Genomic DNA, 23968 nt, shown 5'->3' on the forward strand with positions numbered 1-23968 from the left:
GTCACGCCTCCACTCCGCTCAGCGAGTTCGGTCGACCGAGCGCGCGGTCCACACCGTCGAGGATGCGGTCGAGGTCGGGCAGGTGGTGCTTCTCGAGCTTCGCGGGCGGGTACGGGATGTCGTGACCGGTTACGCGCACGGGCGCCGCCTCGAGGAACTCGAAGCAGCGCTCGGTGATGCTCGCGGCGAGCTCCGCGCCGACGCCGCCCTGCTGGCCGGCCTCGTGCGCGACGACGAGCCGGCCGGTGCGGCGCACGGATGCCTCGACCGTCGCGTAGTCGACGGGCGCGAGCGAGCGCAGGTCGATGACCTCGATGGAGATCCCGTCCTCCGCGGCGGCGATCGCCGCGTCGCGTGCGGTCTGCACGAGGGCGCCGTAGGTCACGAGGGTCACGTCGGAGCCGGCGGCCACGACCGAGGCGACGCCCATGGGCTTGGCGTCGGCCAGGCTCGCGGTCTCGTCGACCTCGCCCTTCACGTGGTAGCGCCGCTTCGGCTCGAGGAAGATGACCGGGTCGTCGCTCGCGATCGCCTGCTGGATCATGACGTACGCGTCGGCGGGGTTCGAGCACGCCACGACCCGCAGGCCGGCGGTGTGCGCGAAGTACGCCTCGGGCGACTCGGAGTGGTGCTCTGCCGCGCCGATGCCGCCGCCGAACGGGATGCGGATCGTCAGCGGCATCCGCACCGTGCCGCGCGAGCGGTAGTGCAGCTTCGCGACCTGGGCGACGAGCTGGTCGAAGCCCGGGTAGACGAAGCCGTCGAACTGGATCTCGACGACGGGCCGGAACCCGCGGTACGCGAGGCCGACGGCGGTGCCCATGATGCCCGCCTCGGACAGGGGCGTGTCGACCACGCGGTGCGCGCCGAACTCGGCCTTCAGCCCGTCGGTGATGCGGAACACGCCGCCGAGCGTGCCGATGTCCTCGCCCATGAGCACGACCTTGTCGTCGCCAGCGAGGGAGCGGCGCAGGCCCTGGTTGATGGCCTTGCCGAGGGTGAGGGTGGTCATCGTGCGGCTCCTTCGCCGGATGCCGCGGCGCCCTCGTCGAACATGGCGAGGTAGCGGGCGTAGTGGTCGCGCTGGCGCGCGAGGTGCGTGTTGGGCTCGGCGTAGACGTGGTCGAAGACCGTCATGGCGTCGGGGTCGGGGATGGTCGTGATCGCCGCGCGGAGCTCCGCCGCGACACGGCCGGCCTCCTCGGCGACCTCGCGCTCGAGCGCCTCGGTGTCGAAGCCCGTCGAGGCGAGCAGCGTGAGCACGCGCGCGAGCGGGTCGCGGGCGCCCCACTCGGCGAGCTCCTCCTCGGTGCGGTAGCGCTTCGGGTCGTCGGCGGTCGTGTGCGGGCCGAGGCGGTACGTCACGGCCTCGATGAGCGTCGGGCCCTCGCCGCGGCGCGCGCGGTCGAGCGCGATGCGGGTCGCGGCGAGCACCGCGAGCACGTCGTTGCCGTCGACGCGGATGCCTGGCATGCCGAACCCGTCGGCGCGGCGCGCGAGCGGCTGCTTCGACTGCAGGCCCACGGGCTCGGAGATCGCCCACTGGTTGTTCTGGCAGAAGAACACGACGGGCGCGTCGAAGCTCGCGGCGAAGATGAACGCCTCGTTCACGTCGCCCTCGCTCGTGGCGCCGTCGCCGAAGTACCCGATCGTCGCGGTGTCGGTGCCCTCCCAGGCGGCGCCCATGGCGTAGCCGGTGGCGTGCAGGGCCTGCGCGCCGATGATGATCTGCGGCACGGCCATGTTGTGGTCGTAGGGGTTCCAGCCGGATGCCGCGGACCCGCGCCAGACGCGCAGCAGGTCGGCGGCGCTCACGCCGCGGCACCACGCCACGGCGTGCTCGCGGTAGCTCGAGAACACGAAGTCGTCGTCGCGCAGCGCGCGGGCGGAGCCGATCTGGGCGGCCTCCTGGCCCATGAGCGGCGGCCAGAGGCCCAGCTCGCCCTGGCGCTGCAGCGCGGTGGCCTCGGTGTCGATGCGGCGCACGATCGCCATGTCGCGGTAGAGCCGGCCGAGGGCGGCGGTGTCGACGTCGGCGACCCACGGGTCGAACTCCGCGTCGGTGCGGCGCTCGCCGGCAGGGGTGACGAGCTGCACGAAGTGGTCGGGTCGGGTGAGGAGCCCGGTTGCGTCTCGGTCGGATGGGGTCATCGTCGATCCTCGCTCTCGGCGGGCTGCCTTGTGGGCGTGCCCGCGCCCGGCGGCTCTGCCGGATACCGTGAGCGTACGTCGATATGTCACTGCGCTCAAGTTGCGCCGGACGCGTTGAGCATGTTGCCAAGCACCTCCCCACTCTGCGGTGCTATCGTGTGGCGATATGAACGGCTACGACTCCGTGGACCGGGCACTGCTCGCGGCCCTCGCGGCGGACCCCAGGGCGACCGTCGTGGCCCTCGCCGACCGGCTCGCGCTCTCGCGCAACACGGTGCAGGCGCGCATGGCCCGGCTCGAGGCATCCGGGGCCTTCCTCTCCTTCGAGCGGAGCATCGATCCGGTGCCGCTCGGGTACCCGCTCGAGGCGTTCATCTCGGTGCACGTGCGGCAGAAGCAGCTCGCCGAGGTGGTCGAGCGGATCGCCCTCATCCCCGAGGTGATCCAGGCGCACGGGCTCTCGGGCACGGTCGACCTGCTCGTGCGGGTGGTGTGCCGCGACGCGCACGACCTCTTCCGCATCGACGGCGTCATCCTCGAGATCGACGGCGTCGAGCGCACCGAGACCTCCCTCGCGATGGGCGAGCTGATCCCCTACCGGCTCGCCCCCCTCCTCGACCAGCGGGGCTGACGTCCATGCGCGTCGCGGTGCTGCGGTGCGAGCGGCTCCCGAGCTTCGTCGACTGGGAGATCCCCGACGTGGAGGCGCTCTTCGATGACGACCGCCGTCTGCTCGAGGCGTTCGACGAGCGCGGCGTCGACGCCGAGCCCGTGGCCTGGTCACGACCAGACGTCGACTGGGACGCCTACGACGTCGCAGTGCTGCGCAGCACGTGGGACTACGTCGACCACCTCGGCGAGTTCCTCGACGTCACCGGCGGGATCGCCCGGTCGCGGTGCACGCTGCTCAACCCGGTCGCGGCCGTGCACTGGAACGCCGACAAGCACTACCTCGACGACCTCGACCGGATCGGCGTGCCCATCGTGCCGCTCGTGCGCGGCACCGCGGCCGAGGCATCGCGCCTGCTGGCGGCCGTGTCCCAGGCGGGCTGGGACGAGCTCGTGCTGAAGCCCGCGATCGGGGTCGGCGGCTCGGGCGTCGTGCGCACGGATGCCGCGGGGCTCGCCGACGCGCTCGGCGCCATGGCGCCCGCGACGGAGGTCATGGTGCAGCCGTTCGCGGACGCGATCGTCGGCGAGGGCGAGCTGTCGTTCGCGTTCCTCGGCGGGGCGCCGAGCCATGCGCTGCGCAAGCGGCCGGCCGCGGGCGACTTCCGCGCCCACGGGATCTACGGCGGCACGGTCGAGCGCGTCGACCCCGACCCGGCCGACGTCGCGGCGGTCTCGGCGATGCTCGATCGACTCCCGTTCGACCTGCTCTACGCGCGGTTCGACGTCGTGCGCTTCGGCGGTCGCCTCGCGGTGCTCGAGCTCGAGCTCATCGAGCCGATGCTCTACCTCGGCCTCGCGCCGGGCAGCGCGGGGCGCCTCGCGGACGCAACCATCGCGCGGCTCGGCACGGCGTGACGCGACGCCGCACGAGGCATCCGTGAGACGACGGATGCCCGCCCCGAACGAGTCGGGACGGGCATCCGGTGGTGCGGTGACGGACTAGACGTCGGCGCCCTCAGCGGGGGCGTCGGCGTGCACGCCGGTGGCCTCGCGGCCCTCGGTGTCGGCCTCCTCGGCCAGCACCGGGGCGAGCGAGAGCTTGCCGCGGTCGTCGATCTTGGTGATCTCGACGAGGATCTTCTGGCCGACGCCCAGCACGTCCTCGACGTTCTCGACCCGCTTGCCGCCGGCGAGCTTGCGCACCTCGGAGATGTGCAGCAGGCCGTCCTTGCCGGGCAGCAGCGAGATGAAGGCGCCGAAGGCGGCGATCTTCACGACCGTGCCGAGGAACTGCTCGCCGACCTCGGGGTTGGTCGGATTGGCGATCGCGTTGACCTGGGCGCGGGCGGCCTCGGCCGACGGGCCGTCGGTCGCGCCGATGTAGACGGTGCCGTCCTCCTCGATGGAGATCTCGGCGCCGGTCTCGTCCTGGATCGCGTTGATCGTCTTGCCCTTCGGGCCGATCAGCTCGCCGATCTTGTCGACCGGGATCTGCACGCTGATCACGCGCGGCGCGGTCGGGGCCATCTCGTCGGGACCGTCGATCGCGGCGTTGAGCACCGCGAGGATCGTGGTGCGGGCGTCCTTCGCCTGCGTCAGCGCGCCGGCCAGCACCGAGGCGGGGATGCCGTCGAGCTTGGTGTCGAGCTGGATCGCGGTGACGAACTCGGACGTGCCGGCGACCTTGAAGTCCATGTCGCCGAGCGCGTCCTCAGCGCCGAGGATGTCGGTGAGGGCCGCGTAGCGGGTCTCGCCGTTCACGGTGTCGGAGATGAGGCCCATCGCGATGCCGGCGACGGGAGCGCGCAGCGGCACGCCCGCGTTGAGCAGCGAGAGCGTCGACGCGCAGACCGAGCCCATCGAGGTCGAGCCGTTGGAGCCGAGCGCCTCGGACACCTGGCGGATCGCGTAGGGGAACTCGTCGCGCGTGGGCAGCACCGGCACGAGCGCGCGCTCGGCGAGTGCGCCGTGCCCGATCTCGCGACGCTTCGGCGACCCGACGCGGCCGGTCTCACCGGTCGAGTAGGGCGGGAAGTTGTAGTTGTGCATGTAGCGCTTCTTGGTGACCGGGCTCAGCGAGTCGATCTGCTGCTCGAGCTTCAGCATGTTCAGCGTCGTGACGCCGAGGATCTGCGTCTCGCCGCGCTGGAAGATGGCGGAGCCGTGCACGCGGGGCACGACCTGCACCTCGGCGTCGAGCGGGCGGATGTCGGCGAGGCCGCGGCCGTCGATGCGGACGCCCTCCTCGAGCACGCGCGAGCGGACGACCAGCTTCGTGACCGACTTGTAGGCGGCGGACACCTCGGCGTTGGCGGACTCGGGGAGCTCGCCGCTCTCGACCTTGGCGGCCACCTCGGCCTTGACGCGGGCCTTCAGCTCGTCGTCGGCGTCCTGGCGCTCGACCTTGCCGGCGATCTGGTAGATGCGCTTGAGCTCGTCGTACGAAGCCGCGGCGACCACGTCATAGGTCGACTGCTGGTAGGGCGGGAACGTCGGGTAGTCGGCGGTCGGCTTGGCCGCGGTGGCCGCGACCTGCTGCTGCGCCTCGACGAGCTGCTTGATGAACGGCTTCGACGCCTCGATGCCCTCGGCGATGACGGTCTCGTCGGGCTTGACCGCACCGGCCTGGATGAGGTTCCACGCGTTGTCGGTGGCCTCGGCCTCGATCATCATGATCGCGACGTCCTGCGAGCCGTCGGCCTCGGTGACCACGCGGCCGGCGACGACCATGCTGAACACGGCCTCCTCGAGCTGCGAGAACTTCGGGAACGCGACCCACTGGCCGTCGATGAGCGCGACGCGCACGCCGCCGATCGGGCCGGAGAACGGCAGGCCGCTCAGCTGCGTCGACATGGACGCGGCGTTGATGGCGAGCACGTCGTAGAGCTCGTCGGGCTCGATCGCGAGCACGGTCACGACGACCTGCACCTCGTTGCGGAGGCCCTCGACGAACGAGGGGCGCAGGGGGCGGTCGATGAGGCGGCAGGTCAGGATCGCCTCGGTCGACGGGCGGCCCTCACGGCGGAAGAACGAGCCGGGGATGCGGCCCGCGGCGTACATGCGCTCCTCGACGTCGATCGTGAGCGGGAAGAAGTCGAAGTGCTCCTTCGGCTGCTTGGAGACCGAGGTCGCCGACAGCAGCATGGTCTCCTCGTCGATGTAGGCGACCGCGGAGCCCTGCGCCTGCTGGGCGAGGCGGCCCGTCTCGAATCGGATGGTACGGGTGCCGAAGCGACCGTTGTCGATGACGGTCTCGGCGAACGTGATCTCAGGACCTTCCAAGAGGTCTTCTCCTTTGTTTTACGTCGCACCCCGTGGTGGGCGCGACTCATACGTCAGGAGCAGGAACAGGCATTACGAAACGCATCAGGCGATGTGCTCACGCTGGCCACCAGTAGAAGTCCACCACTCGATCGCGATTGGTGATCCACCACAGGGGACCAGCTTCCTGCCGGCCTGCTCCGTGTGTGCTCGAAGTGAGCACGGTGCTCGATGTGCAGTTGTGCCGCCGGGATCCGAGCGGATGCGGTGCCGATTCACGGCACCCCAGACAGCGGTGGCCCATCGGGCGACCGGTCCCAGCCTAGCAGAGCGGTGCCTCGCGGCATCCGTGCCAGACTCGGGGACATGACTTCCGACGAGCAGAGCACCACGGGACCCTCCGAGGAGACCAAGCGCAAGTTCCGCGAGGCGCTCGATCGCAAGAACAAGGCCTCGAAGCAGCGCGAGGGCGAGTCCCACCTCGACGGCACCTCGGGCGCGAACCACACGCACGGCCCCGTCGACCACAAGCGGGAGTTCCGCCGCAAGAGCGGCTGAGCGCCGATATCCCTAGCCCGCGTCGACGCCCCCACTCCGACGGGACCCGGCGTCGACGGGTTCGAGCGTCGGTCGCTTCGGCTCGAGGCCGTCACCGGCGGTACGACCGCGGAGGCGACGCATGACCCACGGCGCGGCGTGCCGGGCGAGCCACTCGCCGTCGCCGACGAGCCGATCGGCGGCCGCGCCGTCGTCGTGCACCGCCTGCTCGAGCCGCGCGAGCTCCGCGGCATCGGGCACGCCGAGCACCCGCGCTGCCTCGTAGGCGAGCGCCCGGTGCCCGGCTGAATTGAGGTGCACCCGATCGGCGGCGCACATGGCGGGGTCGACGATGCCGGGGTGCGCGCGCACGTCCAGGAGCAGCACGCCCGCGTCGCCCTCGGCGATCCCGGCGAGGCGCTCCGCGAACGTCGCGAACCGCGTCTCGAAGAGCCGCGACGCCGGACGCCGCGGCATGAACGGGGTGACGAGCAGCACGTCGGCGCCGGCGCGGCGCACGGCGGCGACGGCCTCGCCGAGCCGATCGGCCAGCCCCGCGGCATCCGCTCGACGACCGACGAGGTCGTTCGCGCCGACGAGCACGCTGACCAGGTCGGCGCCCTGCTCGACGGCGAGCGGCAGCTGCACGTCGACCGCGTCGGCGACCTTGCGGCTGCGCACCGCGAGGTTCGCGTACCGCACCGACTCGGCGGCGGGGCTCGCGAGTGCCAGGAGGAGGGCGAGCCGGTCGGCCCAGCCGCGGTACTCCCCTGCAGGCATGCGCGAGGTGTCGCAGAGTCCCTCGGTGAGCGAGTCGCCGACGGCGACGAAGCGCCGCCAGCGCGGCGGCGTCGGGGCGGATGCCGCGTCGTGGCCGTCCCGGTCGGAGCGCGCCGGCGGCGCGGGTCGCGCGACCGTCGCAGCCGGGGCGAACCCGGGCGCCGCGGCATCCGCGCCCGCAGCCCACGCTCGAGCACCGCGGCGCCGCGAGATGCCGACGCCGGCGGCGCGGACGTCCTCGTAGTGGCCGATGAGCTCGTCGCCGAGCACGTCCCAACCGCGGCCGCGCACGGCCTCCCGGGCCCGCACGCCGAACGCGCGCCGCTTGGCGTCGTCGCCCGCGAGGTCGCGCACACGCTCGCGCAGCTCGACGAGGTCGCCCGGCCGGTACAGCCAGCCGTCGACGCTCGACCGCACGAGGTCGAGCGGACCGCCGGCGCCCGTCGCGACCACGGGCACGCCGCTCGCGAGCGCCTCCTGCACGGTCTGGCAGAACGTCTCGCGCTCCCCCGGGTGCACGAACACGTCGAGGCTCGCCATCGCCTCGGCGAGCGCGTCGCCGCCGAGGAAGCCCGTGAAGTGCGCCTCGGGCAGGAGTCGCTCCAGGGCGGGACGTGACGGCCCGTCGCCGATGACGACGAGGCGCACGCCCGGCAGCGCGGTGATCGCCCGGAGGTCCTCGACCTGCTTCTCGGGAGCGAGGCGGCCGACGTAGCCCACGATCACCTCGCCGGGCGCCGCGACCTCCCGACGCCAGCGCTCGCTCCGGCGCCCGGGGGCGAATCGCTCGGTGTCGACGCCGCGGCGCCAGATGCGGACGCGGTCGTCCTCCACGCCTGCCGACGCGAGGCGCTCCACGGCGGACGACGAGGGCGCGAGCGTCAGGGTCGCGCGGCGGTGCAGGCGGCCCAGGTGGCGCATGAGGGCGGGCGCGGCGCCGGGCACGCCGTACTTCTCCGCATAGGCCGGGATGTCGGTCTGGTACACGGCCACCGAGGGGATGCCGAGCGGCTCGGCCGCGGCCAGCCCACGCCAGCCGAGCACGAACGGGGACGCGAGGTGCATGACGTCGGCGCCGTGCTCGCGCAGCACGGCCGACAGGCGCTGCGTCGTCGCGAGCGTCACGCGCACGTCGGGGTAGCTCGGCAGCGGCACCGACGGCAGCAGCACGGTGCTCGCGCCATGCAGCGGACGGTCGATGGGCCCGGAGCGCGGGGCGACGACGAGGGCCTCGTGTCCGCGCCGCTCGAGGTGCCGCAGCACCTGGAGCAGCGAGTGGGTCACGCCGTTCATGTGCGGGAGGAACGATTCGGCGAGGAGGGCGACCTTCACGACTCCAGCGTGAGGGCGTCGCCGGCCGACGGGTGCCCGGAACGGGCCCGATCGCCGAGGATTCATCGACTCGTCGGGCGCCGTTCGCCGGCTCGTCGCCGGGGCGTCGGCTCGCGGCATCCGGCGGTCAACCCCTCCCGGTCGACGCCCGTACGGCGCATGATGGGGCCAGGGAAACCCGGTCGTTCGAGGAGGAACACCATGTCATCCGTCGCAAGGGTCACCACCATCACCGTCCGCTCTGAGACGAGCTTCGAGGACGCCGTCGCGGTCGGCGTCGCCAGGGCCGCGCAGACCCTGCGCCATGTCAGCGGCGCGTGGGTGAAGGAGCAGAAGGTCGAGGCCTCCGAGGGGAAGATCACGGCGTGGTCCGTGACCCTCGAGGTCAGCTTCGTGCTCGAGTGACGGCAGCGGTCGGCGTCGGCGACAATGTCGGCTCGGAACGGGGGCGGGAGGGCCTCAGCCGTCCCGCCCCGTCCTTCGTTACTCGGTGTGCGATCAGAAGCTGAAGCTTCCGGGGATGGCGAGGAACGCGCCGCTCGTTTCGTCTTCGATCGAGATGTCAGACCAGGTACCCGAGATCAGCGTCGCCTTCTGTCCGTTCGGGCAGTCGAGCACGGATGCCGCGGCCGGCGGGCTGAGCGGCAGCGAGCCGACGACGTTGCCGTTCTTGCCGGCCGTGAACTCGTCACTGTTCGAGAACTCGTCCGAGACGGTGGTCTTCTTCGGGTCGCTCGGCACGTTGCCGCCGCCATTGACGCACGAGAAGGTCGCGTCGAGGTGGGCGGTGACCGTGATGGTCTCTACCGAACCTGACTCGAGGCCGGCCTCCTTGAAGTCGACGACCAGGGAGGTCCCGTCGAGCGACGCAGTCGTCGCGTTCTTGATGAAGTGCGGATTGCCGGCGACCGCGGGTCCGGCGCCGACGAGCACGAGGGCGACCGCGGCTACGGCTGCGGCAGCCGCTGTGGCAATGCGGTGGTGGATGGACATGGAGGTTCCTTCCGATCGGGTTGTCGAACCGGCGGCTCGGCCGCATAGGGTCGCGACCCCGTGGCCCGCTCGATCGGAACTGCGCGCGGCGTTCGCGGCCCATCGGCCGCGCCCCCATGGTCACGGTACGCGCCCTCTCCAACCGCCGGTAGGCGAGAATGAGCTTTCCTCATGAAATGTCCCCCCATCTGGGGGCACCCGCCCGATCGTGGGACACCCGCCCGATCGTGGGTCGATGTCGCCCTCGAAGACATCCGGCACGCACGACACCGTCCCGTCGCCGGCCGTTCACGTTCCCTCGGTAGAACGGCCGGGTGGATGCTGCGTGGGTCGCCGGTCTCGCGGCCTCGCCGTGGCTCGTGCCCGCGCTGTTCGCGCTCGTGGTCGGCGACGCGTTCCTCGTCGTGCTCCCGAGCGAGACCGCGGTCGTGGCCCTCGGCGCGCTGTGGGCGAGCGAGGGAGCGCCGCCGCTGCTCGCCGTCGTGGTCGCGGCGGCCGCGGGCGCGGTCGTCGGCGACGGCCTGTGCTACCTCATCGGGCGTCGCATCGGCCTGGACCGGTGGCGCTGGCAGCGCGAGGGTCGCGCCGCGGCGGCGATCGCCCGCGCCCGGGCAACGGTGCACCGGCGCACGGCCGTGCTCGTCTTCACGGCGCGGTACGTGCCGTTCGCGCGGATCGCGGTGAACCTCGCGGCGGGGGCCGGGCGGGTGCCGCTGCGGCGCTACCTGCCGCTCTCGCTCGCAGCGGGCATCGCGTGGGCGCTCTACAACGTCGGCGTGGGCGCCATCGTCGGGACCGCGTTCCGCGACACCCCGCTCGTCGCGGTGGCCGTGTCGATCCCGGTCGCGATCGCGCTGGGTCTCGCGGTCGACCGGGTCGTCGCGGGGCTCGACGCCAGGACGGCGCCGAGCCCCGATGGCGACACGGGCCCTACTCCCCCGCGAGACCGCCGATGAGGTGGCCCATCGGCCGGTCGAGCGCGAACGGATCGTTCACGAGCTCGGAGCGGTCGGTGCGCTCGACGAGGTCGGCGAGCTCGCTCGCGCCGCGGAACACGCGGTCGGGCAGCGAGCGCACGCCGTCGCCGGCCTCGCGGGTGCCGCCCCAGTCGCTCGTCGCGGCGAAGACGCCGGTCGTGACCGGGATGGCGTGCAGGTAGGTGAACAGCGGCCGGATCGCGTAGTCGATCGCGAGCGAGTGGCGCGGGGTGCCGCCGGTCGCCCCGATCAGCACGGGGAGGTCGGTCAGCGCCTGCGGGTCGATCACGTCGATGAACGACTTGAACAGGCCCGCGTAGCTCGTCGTGAAGATCGGCGTGACGGCGATGAGGCCGTCGGCCGACGCCACGGCGTCGAGCGCCTCCTGCAGCTTCGGCGGGGCGAAGCCCATGAGCAGGTGGTTGGTGATGTCGTGCGCGAGGTCGCGCAGCTCGAACGTCTGCACCTCCACGTCGACGCCCCGCTCGCGCAGGATGCCGAGCGTGTCGGCGGCGAGTCGGTCGGCCAGCTGGCGCGTGGAGCTCGGGGTCGAGAGCCCCGCCGAGACGACGACGATCTTCTTCGTGCTCATCGCACGACCTCCTTGCGGGTGGCGGCGGGGCCGAACGCCGAGCCGCGCTGGTTCGAGGGCGAGGACGCGGCGGGCGCGGCCTGCTCGTCGTCCTGGTAGGGCGAGCCGAGGGTCAGGTTGTCGCCGCGGTTGGCGTTCGGCGTCGCCTGGCGGGGCGCCTCGTCGCCGTACGTCGCGCGCACGAGCGACGCGTGCGTGGGCGCGTCGGGCACGTCGGCCGGACGGTCCTTGGCGAACTCCTCGCGCAGCACCGGCACGACCTCGCCGCCGAGCAGGTCGAGCTGCTCGAGCACGGTCTTCAGCGGGAGCCCGGCGTGGTCGATGAGCCACAGCTGGCGCTGGTAGTCGCCGACGTAGTCGCGGAAGCCGAGGGTGCGGTCGATGACCTCCTGCGGGCTGCCCACGGTGAGCGGCGTCTGCTGGCTGAACTCCTCGAGGCTGGGGCCGTGGCCGTAGACCGGCGCGTTGTCGAAGTACGGACGGAAGTCGCGCACGGCGTCCTGCGAGTTCTTGCGCATGAACACCTGGCCGCCGAGGCCGACGATCGCCTGCGCGGCGGTGCCGTGGCCGTGGTGCTCGAAGCGCTGGCGGTACAGCGCGATCATGCGCTGCGTGTGCGACGCCGGCCAGAAGATGTGGTTCGCGAAGAAGCCGTCGCCGTAGGACGCGGCCTGCTCGGCGATCTCGGGGCTGCGGATGGAACCGTGCCACACGAACGGCGGCACGCCGTCGAGGGGGCGCGGGGTCGACGTGAAGCCCTGGAGCGGGGTGCGGAACTTGCCCTCCCAGTCCACGACGTCCTCGCGCCAGAGGCGGTGCAGCAGCTCGTATGACTCGAGGGTGATCGGCAGGCCCTGGCGGATGTCCTTGCCGAACCACGGGTACACGGGGCCGGTGTTGCCGCGGCCGAGCATGAGGTCGGCGCGACCGCCCGACACGTGCTGCAGCATCGCGTAGTCCTCGGCGATCTTGACCGGGTCGTTGGTCGTGATCAGCGTGGTCGCGGTCGACAGCTGCAACGTCGACGTCTGGCCGGCGATGTAGGCGAGGGTCGTGGTGGGCGACGACGACCAGAACGGCGGGTTGTGGTGCTCACCGAGCGCGAAGACGTCGAGTCCGACCTCCTCCGCGTGCTTGGCGATCGTCAGCGTGGCCTGGATCCGCTCGGCCTCGGTCGGGGTACGACCGGTCGTGGGGTCCTGCGTGATGTCGCTGACCGTGAAGATTCCGAACTGCATCTCGCCCTCCTGGGCTCTTCCTGCTACTCCATGCGTTTGCATGCAATTGTATCGAACGGATGCCCCGTCGAATCTATTCCCGCATCGTCTCCCTCATGTCCGCGCCAGCTCGAGCACTCGTTCCGCGGCATCCGCGAGCGCGATGCCGTAGCCCCGGCCGTGCCCGGCGGCATGCACGGCGAGCGGATGGAGCTGATGAAGCGGGACGCGGTCGCGCCAGCCCTGCCGCAGGGGCGCCGCCGCGTCGTACGCGGCGAACACGGCATCGAGGTGCGGGCAGCCGAAGAGCGCGAGCATCGCGAGGTCGGTCTCGCGGTGGCCGCCATGCGCCGCGGGGTCGATGAGCACCACGCCGCGCGACGACCAGAGCACGTTGCCGTTCCAGAGGTCGCCGTGCAGGCGGGCCGGCGGCTCGTCGTCGTCGAACGCGCCCGCGGCGACGACGTCGAGCGCCTCGCGGACGAGCCGACCCTCGGCGGGCGTCGTGTCGCCGACCTCCTCGGCGATCCCGAGGTAGGGCAGCACGCGGTCTCGCGCATAGAACACGCCCCAGGTGCGCTCGGATGCCGCGGGGAGCGCGCGACGGCCGATGAACATGGGCCCGGCCCACCCGTCGGGCGGGGCGCCGAACGCCCGGGCGCCGGCGGCGTGCGTGCGGGCGAGGGCCGCGCCGAACGCCTCCGCCGCCGCGCGTTCGGGACGCGCCTCCTCGACGCGCTCGAGCTCGATGCGTCCCGGTGACACTGCCGCGACGCCGACCGTGCCGGCGCCGCCGGCCGCCGCGAGCCACGCGAGGCCGGCCGCCTCCGCCTCGAAGAAGCCGTCGGGGGCATCCGCCCGGCGCTTCACGATCGTTCGCACCGGGACAGTCTGGCGCACGAACGCGGGGCCCGCCGCATGCGACGGGCCCCGCGGATCTCGACCGTGGATCAGTCGGTCTCGGTGGGACCGTGGTCGTGGTCGTGCTCGAGACCGCCCGCGTCGCCGTTCACGACGCCCTCGGGTCCGGCGGGTGCCGGCAGGGTCAGGCCGCCGGGCACCGGAACGCCGACGACGCCGTTCACGGACTCCGTCGAGTACGCGTACGCGAGCACCGCGAGGGCGATCGCATCGACGTTGACGTCGAACGCCGCCATGTTGATGTTGTCGATCGTGTCGCACGCCTGGTGGTAGCACTGGTCGTACGACTCACCGGTGACGCCGCCCCAGATCGCCTGCTGCTCGGCCGTCTTGACGACCTCGGCGCCCGTGAAGAGGCCACCCGCCGGAATGCCCACGCGGATGAAGGCGTCGTAGTCGCTCCGGCCGCTGAACTGCGCGTCGTCGTACGGCTGGCCGACCGACGTGTAGTAGCTCTCGAACAGGTCCTCGATCTGCACCGAGCCGTCGGGGATCGGCACGCCCTGCGGGGCGTTCCAACCGGACTCGTCGCCGTCGTACACCATGAAGATGTGGTTGGGCGACGCCACCATGTCGAAGTTGAGGTAGAGGGCGATGCGGTCGCGCTCCTCCTGGCTGAGCTCGGCGACGTACTCCTCGGAGCCGATCAGGCCGGCCTCCTCGGCACCCCACCACGCGAGGCGCACGGTGTTCTGCGGCTCGAGCTTCGAGATGCTCTGGGCGAGCTCGAGCAGCGAGGCCGATCCGCTGCCGTTGTCGTTGATGCCGGGCCCGGCCTGCACGCTGTCGAGGTGCGCACCCGCCATCACCACGTTGTCGTCGTTCACGCCGGGCTTCTCGGCGATGACGTTCTTCTGCGGACGCGACTCGGGCGCAGGCACGAAGACGTGCGCGGACGAGCCGGTCTGCGAGAGGGCGACGCCCTGCTGGTAGCTCGCGCCGACGACGGGGATGTCGACGACGTTGGAGCCGCCGAGCGTGCCGACGATGAGCCCGTTGCGGGCATCGGTCGCGTCGTTGCCCTGGTTGAAGATGATCACGCCGGCGGCACCGGCCGCATCGGCGTTGATCGCCTTGTCGGCGAAGGGGCAGGTGCCGCGCTGGATCAGCGCGATGCTCCCGGCCGGGAAGCCGGCGAAGTCCGCCGCCTGGCATCCGCTCGTGCTCGTGTTGCCGATGCCGAGCTGGATGTCCACGGGGACGACCGCGGCGGTGACGTTCCCGGGCCCGCTGCCGGTGAACGGCCCGGTCGGGTACTCCGCGTTGATCGGGGTCAGCTGGGTGAGCGTCGACGGCCCGACATAGGTGAAGGCGAACTCGTCGATCGTCACGTTCCATCCCGCGGCCTCGAGCGTGTCGACCACGTAGTCGACGCTCGCCTCGTAGCCCGCCGTGCCCGCGGCCCGGGTGTCCCCGTTCACATCGGCGATCGCCTGGAGCGCCTCGAGGTGTTCGCGTGCTCCGTCGGCGTCGACGCACTCGAGCAGCTTCGACACCGTGTTGTTGTTCCGGTTGTCGCACTTCGCCGCGGGGGCGGGAGCGGCGGCGAGCGCGGCGCCGGTCGGAACGAGGGCGATGGTGAAGGCCGCCGCCGTCGCGATCGCGAGCGTGCGGGCGCGCCTGGAAAGTGGTGCAGATGGGTACATCGTCTTCCCTTCCGTGCGAGTGTCCTCGTTGACACTCGTCTGGGGGAGCCTAAGCGGAGCCCGTGCGCGGGCGGAAGCCCCGCACCCGAAATGCCCCGCCCCACGCACGATTGCTGCGTGGGCGCGCTCCCCCGGTGGCTAGACTCGCCGTGATGAGCACGATCTCGGTCGTCATTCCGTGTCTGGACGACGCGGATTTCCTCGCAGCGTGCCTCGACGCGCTCGCGAAGCAGACCCGCCCGGCCGACGAGGTCATCGTCGTCGACAACGGCTCCACGGATGCCTCGGTCGAGGTCGCCCTCGCCGCCGGCGCCCGCGTGGTCGACCAGCCCGTGCGCGGCATCTGGCCGGCGACCGCGGCCGGCTTCGACGCGGCATCCGGGGAGTTACTGGCCCGGCTCGACGCCGACTCGGTGCCCGCGTCCGACTGGCTCGAGCGCATCGAGCAGCGGATGTCGCGGCGCGACCACCCGACGGTCGTGACCGGCACCGGGGTCTTCTACGGGCAGACCGCGCCGCGCCGCTGGATCGCCCGGTACCTCTACCTCGGGGGCTACTTCACGGTGATCGGCGCGCTGCTGGGGCATCCGCCGATCTACGGCTCCAACTACGCCATCCGCGCCGACGCGTGGCTCGTGCTGCGCGACGTCGTGCACCGCGACCGCTCCGACCTGCACGACGACCTCGACCTCGCGTGGTGGCTGCGCCCCGGCATGACGGTCGTGTACGACCGGTCGCTCGTGGTGGGCGTCTCGGCGCGGCCGTTCGACAGCCTCACCGAGCTGCGCCGGCGCGTGCGCATGGCGTTCCACACGCTCGGCGTCGAGTGGCGCGCCTGGCCGCCGTTCGAGCGGCGCGCCGACCGGCGGATCGAGGTCGACCTCGTGTCGCCGGCCATGCTCGCGGAGGCGACCGATCCCGACGCCGACGGCGAGCGGCCCCTGCCCGCCTGACGGGCCCTACGGCACGGCGTCGGTCAGCTCGAAGAGCTCCCGCATGTCGCGCACGAGCTGGTGCGGCGCCGTCTCGCAGGGGCTGTGCCCGGTCGCGTAGACCGCGAGCCGCGCCCCGATCCGCTGCGCGAACTGCTCGTGCAGCTCGCGCGGCCACAGGTCGTGCGCGCCGACGGCGACGAGCTTCGGCACGGGCGACGCGGCAAGGGGCGCGCGCAGGTCGGGCGTCCGCATCATGAGCCCGATGATGTCGTCGACGCTCTCGCGACGGGTCAGCGCGAACCGCTCGCGCACGAACGCGAGGCGCCGCGGCGGCACCTTGTTGAGGTTGTTGCGGATGCCCCAGAGCATGAGCGCCGCGCCCTGCCGCGGCGAGGTGAACCCGCTGATCGGCCCGATCCGCTTCACCCCGCGGAACGCCTGGCCGGGCTCGGGCGGGGCGCTGAGCAAGGTGAGGCTCGCGAACCGGTCGGGGCGCTCGAGCAGCGCGAGCTCGGCGAGCGTGGCCGCGAAGCTGTAGCCCAGCACGTGCGCGTCGCCCGCACCGTCGTCGAGCACGGCGAGCAGGTCGTCGAGGAAGAGGCGCTCGTCGTAACGGGTGCGCGGCGGGTCGAGGTTCCACGGTCCGGCGTTCCAGGACTCGTACTGCCCGGCGAGGTCGTAGGACTCCACCCGGAATCCCGCCTCGGCCAGCAGCGGCATCATCAGGACGAAGTCCTCCTTCGATCCCGTCGCGCCGGGCACGAGCACGACGCGGGGTCCGTCAGCGGGGCCGAGCGCGACGCGCGCGAGCGGACCGCTCGGCGCCGCGAACTCGGTTCGCTCGGTGCCCGGCGGGAAGGCGCGCCAGTCGAGATCTGGGATGGCGGCGTCGAGCACCAGGGCATCGTCCCCGGGCACGGCCTCGTGCGACGGCACGGCCTCGTGCGCGGGCACGTCGGCAGGCGACGAGCCGCGCCGGCGGAACGAACCGGGCACCCCTCCGAATGCGACCACGCCATGAGGATACTCGCGGCGTGCGGGTCGCCCACAGCGAACACCGGGCGATCCCCCGCCCTGCCGACATAGGGTGGTCGCATGGCTACCGTGGCGCTCACCCTTGACGACTTCGAGAAGACCATCCTCGAGGGCGGCACCGTCCTCGTCGACTTCTGGGCGGAGTGGTGCGGTCCGTGCCGCCAGTTCGCGCCCAACTACGAGGCGGCGTCCGAGGCCAACCCCGACCTGGTCTTCGCGAAGGTCGACACCGAGGACCAGCAGCACCTCGCCGCCGCGATGAACATCACGTCGATCCCCACGATCATGGCGTTCAAGGACGGCATCGGCGTGTTCGCGCAGGCCGGCGCACTCCCCCGCCCGATGCTCGACGACCTCATCTCCCAGGTGCGGGCACTCGACATGGACCGCGTGCGCGCCGAGCTCGCGCAGCGCGAGACCGAGCAGGCGGTCGGCTCCTCGCAGGCCACCGAGGGCTGAATCGGGCCTGATCCGAGCGCACGGATGCCGCGCCCGCCGTCAGGTGTCGAGACCCTCGAGCCCGCTGAGGTCGAGGTCGATGCCGTAGGGGCGTGATGCGCCCGTGATGATCGCGGGGACGCGCACGTAGGTCCCGCGCTCGCGCAGCCCGTCGAGCAGGTCGACCCAGCGGTCCTCGGCGATCCGGCCGAGGAAGCCGGCGTGGCGCGGACGGTCGCCGCCCACGAGCTGCACGCCGATGCGGTACCGGCGCTTCAACCACCGGCTCGCGCGGGGCACGAGCACGGCGTGCTGCTCGGCGCCGCCGTAGAGCCGCGCCAGCTCGATGGCCGGCTGGTGCCGGTTCGCCTCGTCGACGGGCACGACCGACCGCACCTCGCGGTCGCGTCGTGGCGCGTCGAGCACGTCGAGTCCCTCGAGCGTGGAGAGGTCGCCCCACCGGTCGGGATTCGTGCGCCGGGCCCCGCGGACCAGCGAGACGATGAGCCACGCGACCGCGAGGCCGATGACCACCATGTACGGCCAGAACACCGCGGGCGGGCCCTCGGGCCGGACGACCCCGGTCAGCAGCAGCAGCCCGATGAGCACGAGGAACGGGAGCGGCTCCCAGGCGAGCAGGGGCTTCGAACGGGGAGCGGGCATGCCTCTCAGGCTATCGCCCGGGCGTCCGAGCACCCTGCGCGAGGCTGGACCCGTCGCCCCCGCTCAGCGCAGGCCGGGCAGCCGCGCGGCGACCTCGTCGAGCACGGCTTCGTCGGCGGCGTAGAGGCCGTGTTCGCGCGGCCAGTGCGACACGACGTCGGTGAACCCGAGCTCCGCGGCCCGGCCCACGGCGTCCTCGAACGCCCCGACGCTCGCGAGGCTGTGGAACGCCTCGGAGTCGAGCGAGAGCGTGCGAGCGATCGTCGACGGATCGCGGCCGATCGCGTCGCACGCGTCGTCGAGCCGTGCCGAGAGCTCGCCCGCCGCGCGCCACCACGACTCGGCGTCGTCGCCGTCGCGCGACGTGGTGACCCAGCCGTCGCCGAGGCGGGCCGCCAGCGCGAGCGCCTTCGGTCCGTTCGCGGCGAGGTGCAGCGGCATCCGCGGATGCTGCGACGGCTCGCCGACCATGCGCGCGCTCGACGCGGTGTACCAGGATCCCTCGAACGAGACGCCGCCCGATCCGGGCGCCTCGAACCGCAGCAGCACGTCGAGCGCCTTGACGAACTCGGCGTACCGCTCGAACCGCTCGCGGGGCGTCAGCTCGGGTTGGCCGAGCACGTACGCGTCGAACCCGGTGCCGCCCGAGCCGAGGCCGAGCAGCACGCGCCCGCCCGCGACCTGGTCGACCGTGGCGATGTCCTTCGCGAACGGCACGGGATGGCGGTAGTTCGGCGACGCCACGAACGTGCCGAGCCCGATGCGGCTCGTGACGGTCGCCGCAGCGGTCAGCGTCGGAACCGTCGCGTGCCAGCGCTCGCCCGCGAGGCCGCGCCATGCGAGATGGTCGTAGGTCCACGCGTGGTCGAACCCGTAGTCCTCGGCCGCACGCCAGCGCCGCGCCGCCTCGGGCCAGTCGTACTGGGGCAGGATGACGACGCCGAACCGCATGGGCCCGAGCCTAGCGTCGGTCGGCGGATGCCGCGGAGGCGCGCACGGCCGTCGACGACGGTGTCGGCACGGGCTCGCCGCCGAGCTCGACGGCGACGCCGGCCGGCTCGGGCGCGGCGCGCTCCATGCGTACGCAGATGATGCCGCCGAGGATCAGCACACCGCCGAGGATCTGCAGCGGACCGAGCGCCTCGCCGATGAGGATCCAGCCCACGATGCCCGCGAACACCACCTCGGAGAGGCCGAGGAACGCCGCGAGGCGCGAGCCGAGCATGCGGATGGCGGCGAGGCCCGCCACGTAGGCGAACGCCGTCGAGACCGCGCCGACCGTCAGCAGCGGCACCCACCACGGCGCCGTGCCGCCGAGGAACGGGACGTCGGTGAACGTCGCCTCCATCGGGAGCAGGCCGACGAGGCCGGTCAGTGCGAGCGCGATCGCGCCGACGACGAAGCCGGCCGCGATGAGCGCAACGGGCGGGAGCTGCTCGGCGGCGCGCTCGCCGATCGCGTAGTACACGCAGACGCCGATCATCGCCACGGCCGCGAACAGGAGTCCGAGGGGGTCGAGCGACCCGCCTCCCGGGCCGATGACGAGCACGAGCCCGGCGATGGCGAGCACCGATCCGGCGAGGACGATGCGCTGCGGCATCCGTCGCGTTCGCACCCAGGCGAAGAGCACGAGCGCGATGGGCGCGAGGTACTCGATGAGGAGCGTCGTCGAGACGGGGATGCGCTCGAGCGACGCGTAGAACGCGAACTGCACGCCGGCGACCGCGACGAGGCCGTAGACGAGCACGGTCCAGCGGGCGCGCCAGAGCGGGCGCAGGTCGAAGCGGAGGGCGATGAGTCCCGGCACGGCGAGCAGGAGGGCCGCCACGGTGATGCGCGCGAGGACGGCCGCCCCGGGCGACCAGCCGCTCTCGAGGAGCGGCTTCACGAACACGCCGCCGGCGCCGAACGCGAGCCCGGCCGCGAGGCCGAGCGCGATGCCGATCAGGCCCCGCGATGCGCGCATGGCCGCCTCCCCGGAAAGTTCGTGGATGTCGGCGCCGTCATGGGCGAACGCCGTTATGCTGATGACGTTACCGGAGCAGGATGTCAGGAGTCAAATGATTTTCACCGATGACACGACCGCGGCGCTGAACTTCGTCGCGGCGCTCGCCGACACGGTGCCCGAGGCCTCCGAATCGGGCGAGGACGAGCTCTCGACGACGGCGCAGCTCGACGCGCTGCTGGACACGTGGCTCTACTCCGGACGCCGCGACGGGGACGGCCGCGAGCTCGCCGAGGTGGTCGGAGCCCGGGAGCGCCTGCGGGCCCTCTGGGCGCTCGACCGCGACGACATGGTGGTCGAAGTGAACGCCATCCTCGCGGAGGCGAACGCGGTCCCCCGCCTGGTGCGGCACGACACGCTCGACTGGCACATCCACGCGGTCGCCCTCGAGGCGCCGCTCGCCGAGCGCATCCTCGTGGAGGCGGCGATGGCGCTGGTCGACGTCATCCGCGCCGACGAGGTCGACCGCATGCGCCCCTGCGCCGCCGACGACTGCACGGGCATCTTCCTCGACCTCTCGAAGAACGGCTCCCGCCGCTTCTGTTCGACCCGGTGCGGCAACCGCATGGCCGTGCGCGCGTACCGTGCGCGGAGCACGGGGTAGGCCCGGTCGCGGCATCCGCCCGCGGCTCCGCCCACGACATCCCGGCATGACGAAGGCCCCCGCCCGTGCACGCACGGTGGGGGCCTTCGCAAGAAGTTCGCGGAATCAGCGAGAGCCGCGTCTGTTCAGACAGCTAGCGGCGCAGGCCGAGACGCTCGATGAGCGAGCGGTAGCGGTTGATGTCCACGTCGGCGAGGTAGCCGAGCAGACGACGACGCTGACCGACGAGGAGCAGCAGGCCACGACGCGAGTGGTGGTCGTGCTTGTGCTCCTTGAGGTGCTCGGTGAGGTCCTTGATGCGCTTCGTGAGCAGCGCGATCTGGACCTCGGGGGATCCAGTGTCACCGGGGTGCGTCGCGTACTCTTCGATGATCGCCTTCTTGACATCTGCTTCAAGTGCCATAGATGGGATCCCCTTTCTCCTCGTTGCGCGCTGCCCGGGGCCTTGTGCCTGGGCTCTCTTGATGCGCGGCCGTCATGACGGCAACCTGAAGAGTCTACCAGAGCGGATGCCGCGCGGCCGACGGCCCCGACGCCGGCGCCGGCACGGGCCGATCCCGACGGCTCGTTCGACGTGCGGCGCACGTCGGGGGGAGATCGCGCGGCTCACGCCGTCGTGTCGATGACGAGCTTCCCGTGCACGTCGCCGGCGCCGATACGGCGCAGCGCCTCGGGCACGTCGGCCAGCGGGAGCACGGCATCGATCACCGGATGCACCTCGCCCGCCGCAACGCTGGCGTCGAGCTCCTCGAGCCCGTCGTTGGGCTTCGCCGCCAGCAACCGGTACGACCGCCCGTCGCGCCCGAGCCGGGAGCCGAAGGCGAACGTCGCGAAGATGATGCCCATGCGGCCGCCGATGATCACGAACCGCCCGCCGGGAGCCAGCATCGCCTGGTACTCGCGCAGGCGGCGCTGCGCGACGAGCTCGATGACGGCGTCGTACCCGCCATCGGGCGGCACGGCTGCCGCGGCATCCGCGAGGTCGATCGCCTGCGTCGCGCCGAGCCGGACGAGAAGCTCGAGCTTGTCGGTGCGATCGACCGCCGTGACGATCGCGCCCGCGCGGTGCGCGAGCTGCACCGCGAGCGTGCCCGCTCCCCCGCCGGCGCCGTTCACGAGCACGCGGTCCCCCTGACCGACCTTCGCGAGGGCGAGCCCCTGCACCGCGAGTCCGCCGGCCTGCGGCAGCGCGGCGGCGTCGACGAAGCCGATGGCGTCAGGGATGCGCCTGAGCGCCGTCGCGTCGGCCGCGACGAACTCGGCGAACCCGCCCCAGCCGGCACCGGAGAGGTCGCCGTGCACGCGGTCGCCGACGGCGAATCCGCTCGCGCCGTCGCCGAGAGCGACCACCTCGCCCGCGACGTCCGCGCCGAGCACGCGCATGCGCGGCCGGAACAGGCCGCCCATGCGGGCGAACAGCGGGCGTCCGCGCAGCAGGTCCCAGTCCCACGAGTTCACGGATGCCGCGTGCACCCGCACGAGCACCTGGCCGGGACCCGCCCCGGGCGTCGCGGCCTCGACGACGCGCAGGCGCTCGGGACCGCCGTACCGCTCGTACCGCACCGCCCGCATGCCGCGAGCCTATCGAGGTGCCGCCGCGGGCCGGGAGGCCATGCGCCGACCGACGCGGTCGCGGAATACCGTCGGCCTCGCGCCGGTTCCGATGCATGTGGATGTGATCGAGGTGGACGTCGCCGTGATCGGCGCCGGGCAGGCCGGCCTCTCCGCCGCGCACCACCTGCAGCGCCGCGGCTTCGTGCCCGTGACGCGCGATCCGTCGGCCGACCGCACGTTCGTCGTCCTCGACGCGAATGCCGCACCGGGTGGCGCCTGGCAGCACCGCTGGGCGTCCCTGCGCATGGCGACGGTCAACGGCATCCACGAGCTGCCCGGCTTCCCGGTGCCGCCCGCGGATCCGGCCATGCCGAGCCGCGACGCGCTGCCCCCGTACTTCGCGGAGTACGAGCGACGCTTCGACCTCGAGGTGCAGCGCCCCGTCTCGGTCCGAGCGGTGCGCCGCGCCGACGACGACCCCGACGGACGCCTCCTCGTCGAGACCGATCGGGGCGCGTGGTCCGCCCGCTTCGTCATCAACGCGAGCGGCACCTGGACCCGCCCGTTCCGTCCGTACTACCCCGGCATCGAGCGGTTCCGCGGACGGCAGCTGCACGTGGCCGACTACGTCTCCGCCGAGGAGTTCTCGGGCAAGCGGGTCGTCATCGTGGGCGCCGGCGTCTCGGCCGTGCAGCTGCTCGACGAGATCTCGCACGTCGCCGAGACCGTCTGGATGACGCGACGCGAGCCCGAGTGGGTCGAGGAGGACTTCGACCTCGCCGCCCGAAGCGCGGCGATCGCGGGCGTCGAGGCGCGCGTGCGTCGCGGGCTGCCCCCGGGCAGCGTCATCGCGGTGACCGGGATGCACTGGACACCCTGGGCGCGGGCGGCGCAGGCGCGCGGCGTGCTCGTGCGGCATCCGATGTTCGCCTCGATCGAGGAGCACGGCGTGCGCATGCCCGACGGCTCGTTCATCGCGGCCGACGTCATCCTGTGGGCGACCGGGTTCCGCCCGGCGCTCGACCACCTCGCACCCCTCAGGCTGCGGACGCCCGAGGGCGGCTTCCGCGTCGCCGACACGCGGTCGCTCGACGAGCCCCGGCTGTTCCTCATCGGCTACGGGCCGTCGCAGTCCACGGTCGGCGCGAACCGCGCGGGCCGCGCGGCCGTCCAGCAGATCGTGATGGCAGAGCAGTCTCGTCGAGACGCGGTCGCAGCGGTCGTCGCGGCATCCGCGGCCTGATTGCCGACCCGCCGCGGCGGGGGCAGACTGGCGGCATGGGGTTCACGATGAAGCGCGTGTACGAGCCCGCCGAGGCATCCGACGGCTATCGGGTGCTCGTCGACCGCCTCTGGCCCCGCGGCGTGAAGAAGGAGCGCGCGGAGCTCGACGCCTGGGACAAGGACGTCGCGCCGTCCCCCGAGCTCCGCACCGAGTGGCACCACCACCGTGAGCGGTTCGACGAGTTCGCGGCCCGGTACCGCGCGGAGCTCGACACGAGCGCCGCCGCGAAGGCCCTCCTCGAGACCGGTCGCGAGCACGATCGCGTGACCCTCGTGTTCGCCGCGCGAGACGAGCAGGTCAACCACGTCAGCGTGCTGCTCGGGTGGCTGGCCCACCACGGGGCATCCGTCGAGCCGTAGGGCGACGGATGCCGCGGCGCGGCCCCTTGCAGGCGCCCCAGCGTCGGCGTAGCGTGCCGAGAAACCCGAGG

The 23968-nt window shown here is 72.5% G+C and carries 25 protein-coding genes; 10 read left to right on the plus strand and 15 right to left on the minus strand.

Annotated elements, in window-relative coordinates; translation table 11 throughout:
- Nucleotide 1: 1 nt before the first annotated feature.
- Together ACWEOH_RS00465 and pdhA are read right to left on the minus strand one after the other, a co-directional pair.
- Complete coding sequence (locus ACWEOH_RS00465) at nucleotides 2-1012, minus strand: alpha-ketoacid dehydrogenase subunit beta (RefSeq protein WP_452027283.1); 1011 nt, start codon at nucleotides 1010-1012, stop codon at nucleotides 2-4.
- On the minus strand, nucleotides 1009-2151 hold the full coding sequence (gene pdhA / locus ACWEOH_RS00470) for a pyruvate dehydrogenase (acetyl-transferring) E1 component subunit alpha (RefSeq protein WP_452027285.1): 1143 nt from the start codon (nucleotides 2149-2151) through the stop codon (nucleotides 1009-1011). The genes ACWEOH_RS00465 and pdhA overlap by 4 nt, the downstream gene beginning before the upstream one ends.
- Before the next feature lie 166 nt (nucleotides 2152-2317).
- On the opposite strand from pdhA, the gene ACWEOH_RS00475 reads away from it, so the two are divergent.
- Complete coding sequence (locus ACWEOH_RS00475) at nucleotides 2318-2782, plus strand: Lrp/AsnC family transcriptional regulator (RefSeq protein ID WP_148731726.1); 465 nt, start codon at nucleotides 2318-2320, stop codon at nucleotides 2780-2782.
- A gap of 5 nt (nucleotides 2783-2787) precedes the next feature.
- Entirely contained in the window at nucleotides 2788-3678 is an 891-nt protein-coding gene (locus tag ACWEOH_RS00480) for an ATP-grasp domain-containing protein (RefSeq protein ID WP_452027287.1), read from the plus strand.
- Nucleotides 3679-3762: 84 nt separating this feature from the next.
- On the opposite strand, the gene ACWEOH_RS00485 is transcribed toward ACWEOH_RS00480, so the two are convergent.
- Nucleotides 3763-6045, minus strand: a complete 2283-nt coding sequence (locus tag ACWEOH_RS00485) for a polyribonucleotide nucleotidyltransferase (protein ID WP_452027289.1) — start codon at nucleotides 6043-6045, stop codon at nucleotides 3763-3765.
- Nucleotides 6046-6390: 345 nt separating this feature from the next.
- On the opposite strand from ACWEOH_RS00485, the gene ACWEOH_RS00490 reads away from it, so the two are divergent.
- Nucleotides 6391-6582 carry a DUF5302 domain-containing protein gene (locus ACWEOH_RS00490; RefSeq protein WP_148731731.1) on the plus strand — a complete coding sequence of 64 codons (192 nt, stop codon included), beginning with the start codon at nucleotides 6391-6393 and terminating at the stop codon, nucleotides 6580-6582.
- A 12-nt stretch (nucleotides 6583-6594) separates the two neighbouring features.
- Here ACWEOH_RS00490 and ACWEOH_RS00495 read toward each other — a convergent pair whose 3' ends face one another.
- Nucleotides 6595-8673 carry a glycosyltransferase gene (locus tag ACWEOH_RS00495; RefSeq protein ID WP_452027291.1) on the minus strand — a complete coding sequence of 693 codons (2079 nt, stop codon included), beginning with the start codon at nucleotides 8671-8673 and terminating at the stop codon, nucleotides 6595-6597.
- 201 nt (nucleotides 8674-8874) lie between these two features.
- On the opposite strand from ACWEOH_RS00495, the gene ACWEOH_RS00500 reads away from it, so the two are divergent.
- The gene (locus ACWEOH_RS00500) at nucleotides 8875-9078 is read left to right on the plus strand and encodes a dodecin family protein (RefSeq protein WP_452027293.1); all 204 of its coding nucleotides are present in this window, start codon (nucleotides 8875-8877) and stop codon (nucleotides 9076-9078) included.
- 93 nt (nucleotides 9079-9171) lie between these two features.
- On the opposite strand, the gene ACWEOH_RS00505 is transcribed toward ACWEOH_RS00500, so the two are convergent.
- The gene (locus tag ACWEOH_RS00505) at nucleotides 9172-9666 is read right to left on the minus strand and encodes a hypothetical protein (RefSeq protein WP_452027295.1); all 495 of its coding nucleotides are present in this window, start codon (nucleotides 9664-9666) and stop codon (nucleotides 9172-9174) included.
- Nucleotides 9667-9980: 314 nt separating this feature from the next.
- Between ACWEOH_RS00505 and ACWEOH_RS00510 the strand changes: the two genes are divergently transcribed.
- Complete coding sequence (locus ACWEOH_RS00510; RefSeq protein ID WP_452027296.1) at nucleotides 9981-10622, plus strand: DedA family protein; 642 nt, start codon at nucleotides 9981-9983, stop codon at nucleotides 10620-10622.
- Here ACWEOH_RS00510 and ACWEOH_RS00515 read toward each other — a convergent pair.
- The 4 genes from ACWEOH_RS00515 to ACWEOH_RS00530 all read right to left on the minus strand — a co-directional run bounded on the left by ACWEOH_RS00515 (nucleotide 10597) and on the right by ACWEOH_RS00530 (nucleotide 15019).
- Complete coding sequence (locus tag ACWEOH_RS00515) at nucleotides 10597-11235, minus strand: FMN reductase (protein WP_452027298.1); 639 nt, start codon at nucleotides 11233-11235, stop codon at nucleotides 10597-10599. The genes ACWEOH_RS00510 and ACWEOH_RS00515 overlap by 26 nt on opposite strands.
- Nucleotides 11232-12473: an LLM class flavin-dependent oxidoreductase gene (locus ACWEOH_RS00520; RefSeq protein ID WP_452027300.1), complete on the minus strand. Its 1242-nt coding sequence runs from the start codon at nucleotides 12471-12473 to the stop codon at nucleotides 11232-11234. The genes ACWEOH_RS00515 and ACWEOH_RS00520 overlap by 4 nt, the downstream gene beginning before the upstream one ends.
- A gap of 93 nt (nucleotides 12474-12566) precedes the next feature.
- Entirely contained in the window at nucleotides 12567-13334 is a 768-nt protein-coding gene (locus tag ACWEOH_RS00525) for a fructosamine kinase family protein (RefSeq protein WP_452027302.1), read from the minus strand.
- 68 nt (nucleotides 13335-13402) lie between these two features.
- A complete protein-coding gene (locus ACWEOH_RS00530) occupies nucleotides 13403-15019 on the minus strand; it encodes a M28 family peptidase (protein ID WP_452027303.1) in 1617 nt (538 codons plus the stop codon).
- Between the two features lie 152 nt (nucleotides 15020-15171).
- On the opposite strand from ACWEOH_RS00530, the gene ACWEOH_RS00535 reads away from it, so the two are divergent.
- Nucleotides 15172-15972, plus strand: coding sequence for a glycosyltransferase family 2 protein (locus tag ACWEOH_RS00535; protein WP_452027305.1), 801 nt, complete (start codon nucleotides 15172-15174; stop codon nucleotides 15970-15972).
- A 6-nt stretch (nucleotides 15973-15978) separates the two neighbouring features.
- Here ACWEOH_RS00535 and ACWEOH_RS00540 read toward each other — a convergent pair whose 3' ends face one another.
- Entirely contained in the window at nucleotides 15979-16890 is a 912-nt protein-coding gene (locus ACWEOH_RS00540; protein WP_452031799.1) for an alpha/beta fold hydrolase, read from the minus strand.
- Nucleotides 16891-17049: 159 nt separating this feature from the next.
- Here ACWEOH_RS00540 and trxA point away from each other — a divergent pair, with 159 nt between their 5' ends.
- Complete coding sequence (gene trxA, locus ACWEOH_RS00545; protein WP_452027307.1) at nucleotides 17050-17448, plus strand: thioredoxin; 399 nt, start codon at nucleotides 17050-17052, stop codon at nucleotides 17446-17448.
- Between the two features lie 39 nt (nucleotides 17449-17487).
- Here trxA and ACWEOH_RS00550 read toward each other — a convergent pair whose 3' ends face one another.
- From ACWEOH_RS00550 to ACWEOH_RS00560, 3 genes are all read right to left on the minus strand, one after another.
- Nucleotides 17488-18090 carry a hypothetical protein gene (locus tag ACWEOH_RS00550; protein WP_452027308.1) on the minus strand — a complete coding sequence of 201 codons (603 nt, stop codon included), beginning with the start codon at nucleotides 18088-18090 and terminating at the stop codon, nucleotides 17488-17490.
- 63 nt (nucleotides 18091-18153) lie between these two features.
- Nucleotides 18154-19041 (minus strand): LLM class flavin-dependent oxidoreductase, encoded by an 888-nt coding sequence (locus tag ACWEOH_RS00555; protein WP_452027310.1) that lies wholly within the window; start codon nucleotides 19039-19041, stop codon nucleotides 18154-18156.
- A 10-nt stretch (nucleotides 19042-19051) separates the two neighbouring features.
- Nucleotides 19052-20056, minus strand: coding sequence for an EamA family transporter (locus tag ACWEOH_RS00560; RefSeq protein ID WP_452027312.1), 1005 nt, complete (start codon nucleotides 20054-20056; stop codon nucleotides 19052-19054).
- Between the two features lie 94 nt (nucleotides 20057-20150).
- Here ACWEOH_RS00560 and ACWEOH_RS00565 point away from each other — a divergent pair, with 94 nt between their 5' ends.
- Nucleotides 20151-20699, plus strand: a complete 549-nt coding sequence (locus ACWEOH_RS00565) for a CGNR zinc finger domain-containing protein (RefSeq protein WP_452027314.1) — start codon at nucleotides 20151-20153, stop codon at nucleotides 20697-20699.
- Between the two features lie 133 nt (nucleotides 20700-20832).
- Here the strand turns inward: ACWEOH_RS00565 and rpsO are convergent, their stop codons facing one another.
- Both rpsO and ACWEOH_RS00575 read right to left on the minus strand, forming a co-directional pair.
- On the minus strand, nucleotides 20833-21102 hold the full coding sequence (rpsO, locus tag ACWEOH_RS00570) for a 30S ribosomal protein S15 (RefSeq protein WP_130351110.1): 270 nt from the start codon (nucleotides 21100-21102) through the stop codon (nucleotides 20833-20835).
- 203 nt (nucleotides 21103-21305) lie between these two features.
- On the minus strand, nucleotides 21306-22271 hold the full coding sequence (locus ACWEOH_RS00575) for an NAD(P)-dependent alcohol dehydrogenase (RefSeq protein ID WP_452027316.1): 966 nt from the start codon (nucleotides 22269-22271) through the stop codon (nucleotides 21306-21308).
- A 97-nt stretch (nucleotides 22272-22368) separates the two neighbouring features.
- Here ACWEOH_RS00575 and ACWEOH_RS00580 point away from each other — a divergent pair, with 97 nt between their 5' ends.
- Together ACWEOH_RS00580 and ACWEOH_RS00585 are read left to right on the plus strand one after the other, a co-directional pair.
- Entirely contained in the window at nucleotides 22369-23496 is a 1128-nt protein-coding gene (locus ACWEOH_RS00580) for an NAD(P)-binding domain-containing protein (protein WP_452027318.1), read from the plus strand.
- Between the two features lie 35 nt (nucleotides 23497-23531).
- On the plus strand, nucleotides 23532-23897 hold the full coding sequence (locus ACWEOH_RS00585; protein WP_452027320.1) for a DUF488 domain-containing protein: 366 nt from the start codon (nucleotides 23532-23534) through the stop codon (nucleotides 23895-23897).
- The last annotated feature ends 71 nt before the right edge of the window (nucleotides 23898-23968 follow it).

This window comes from Agromyces sp. NPDC004153 (assembly GCF_053603635.1).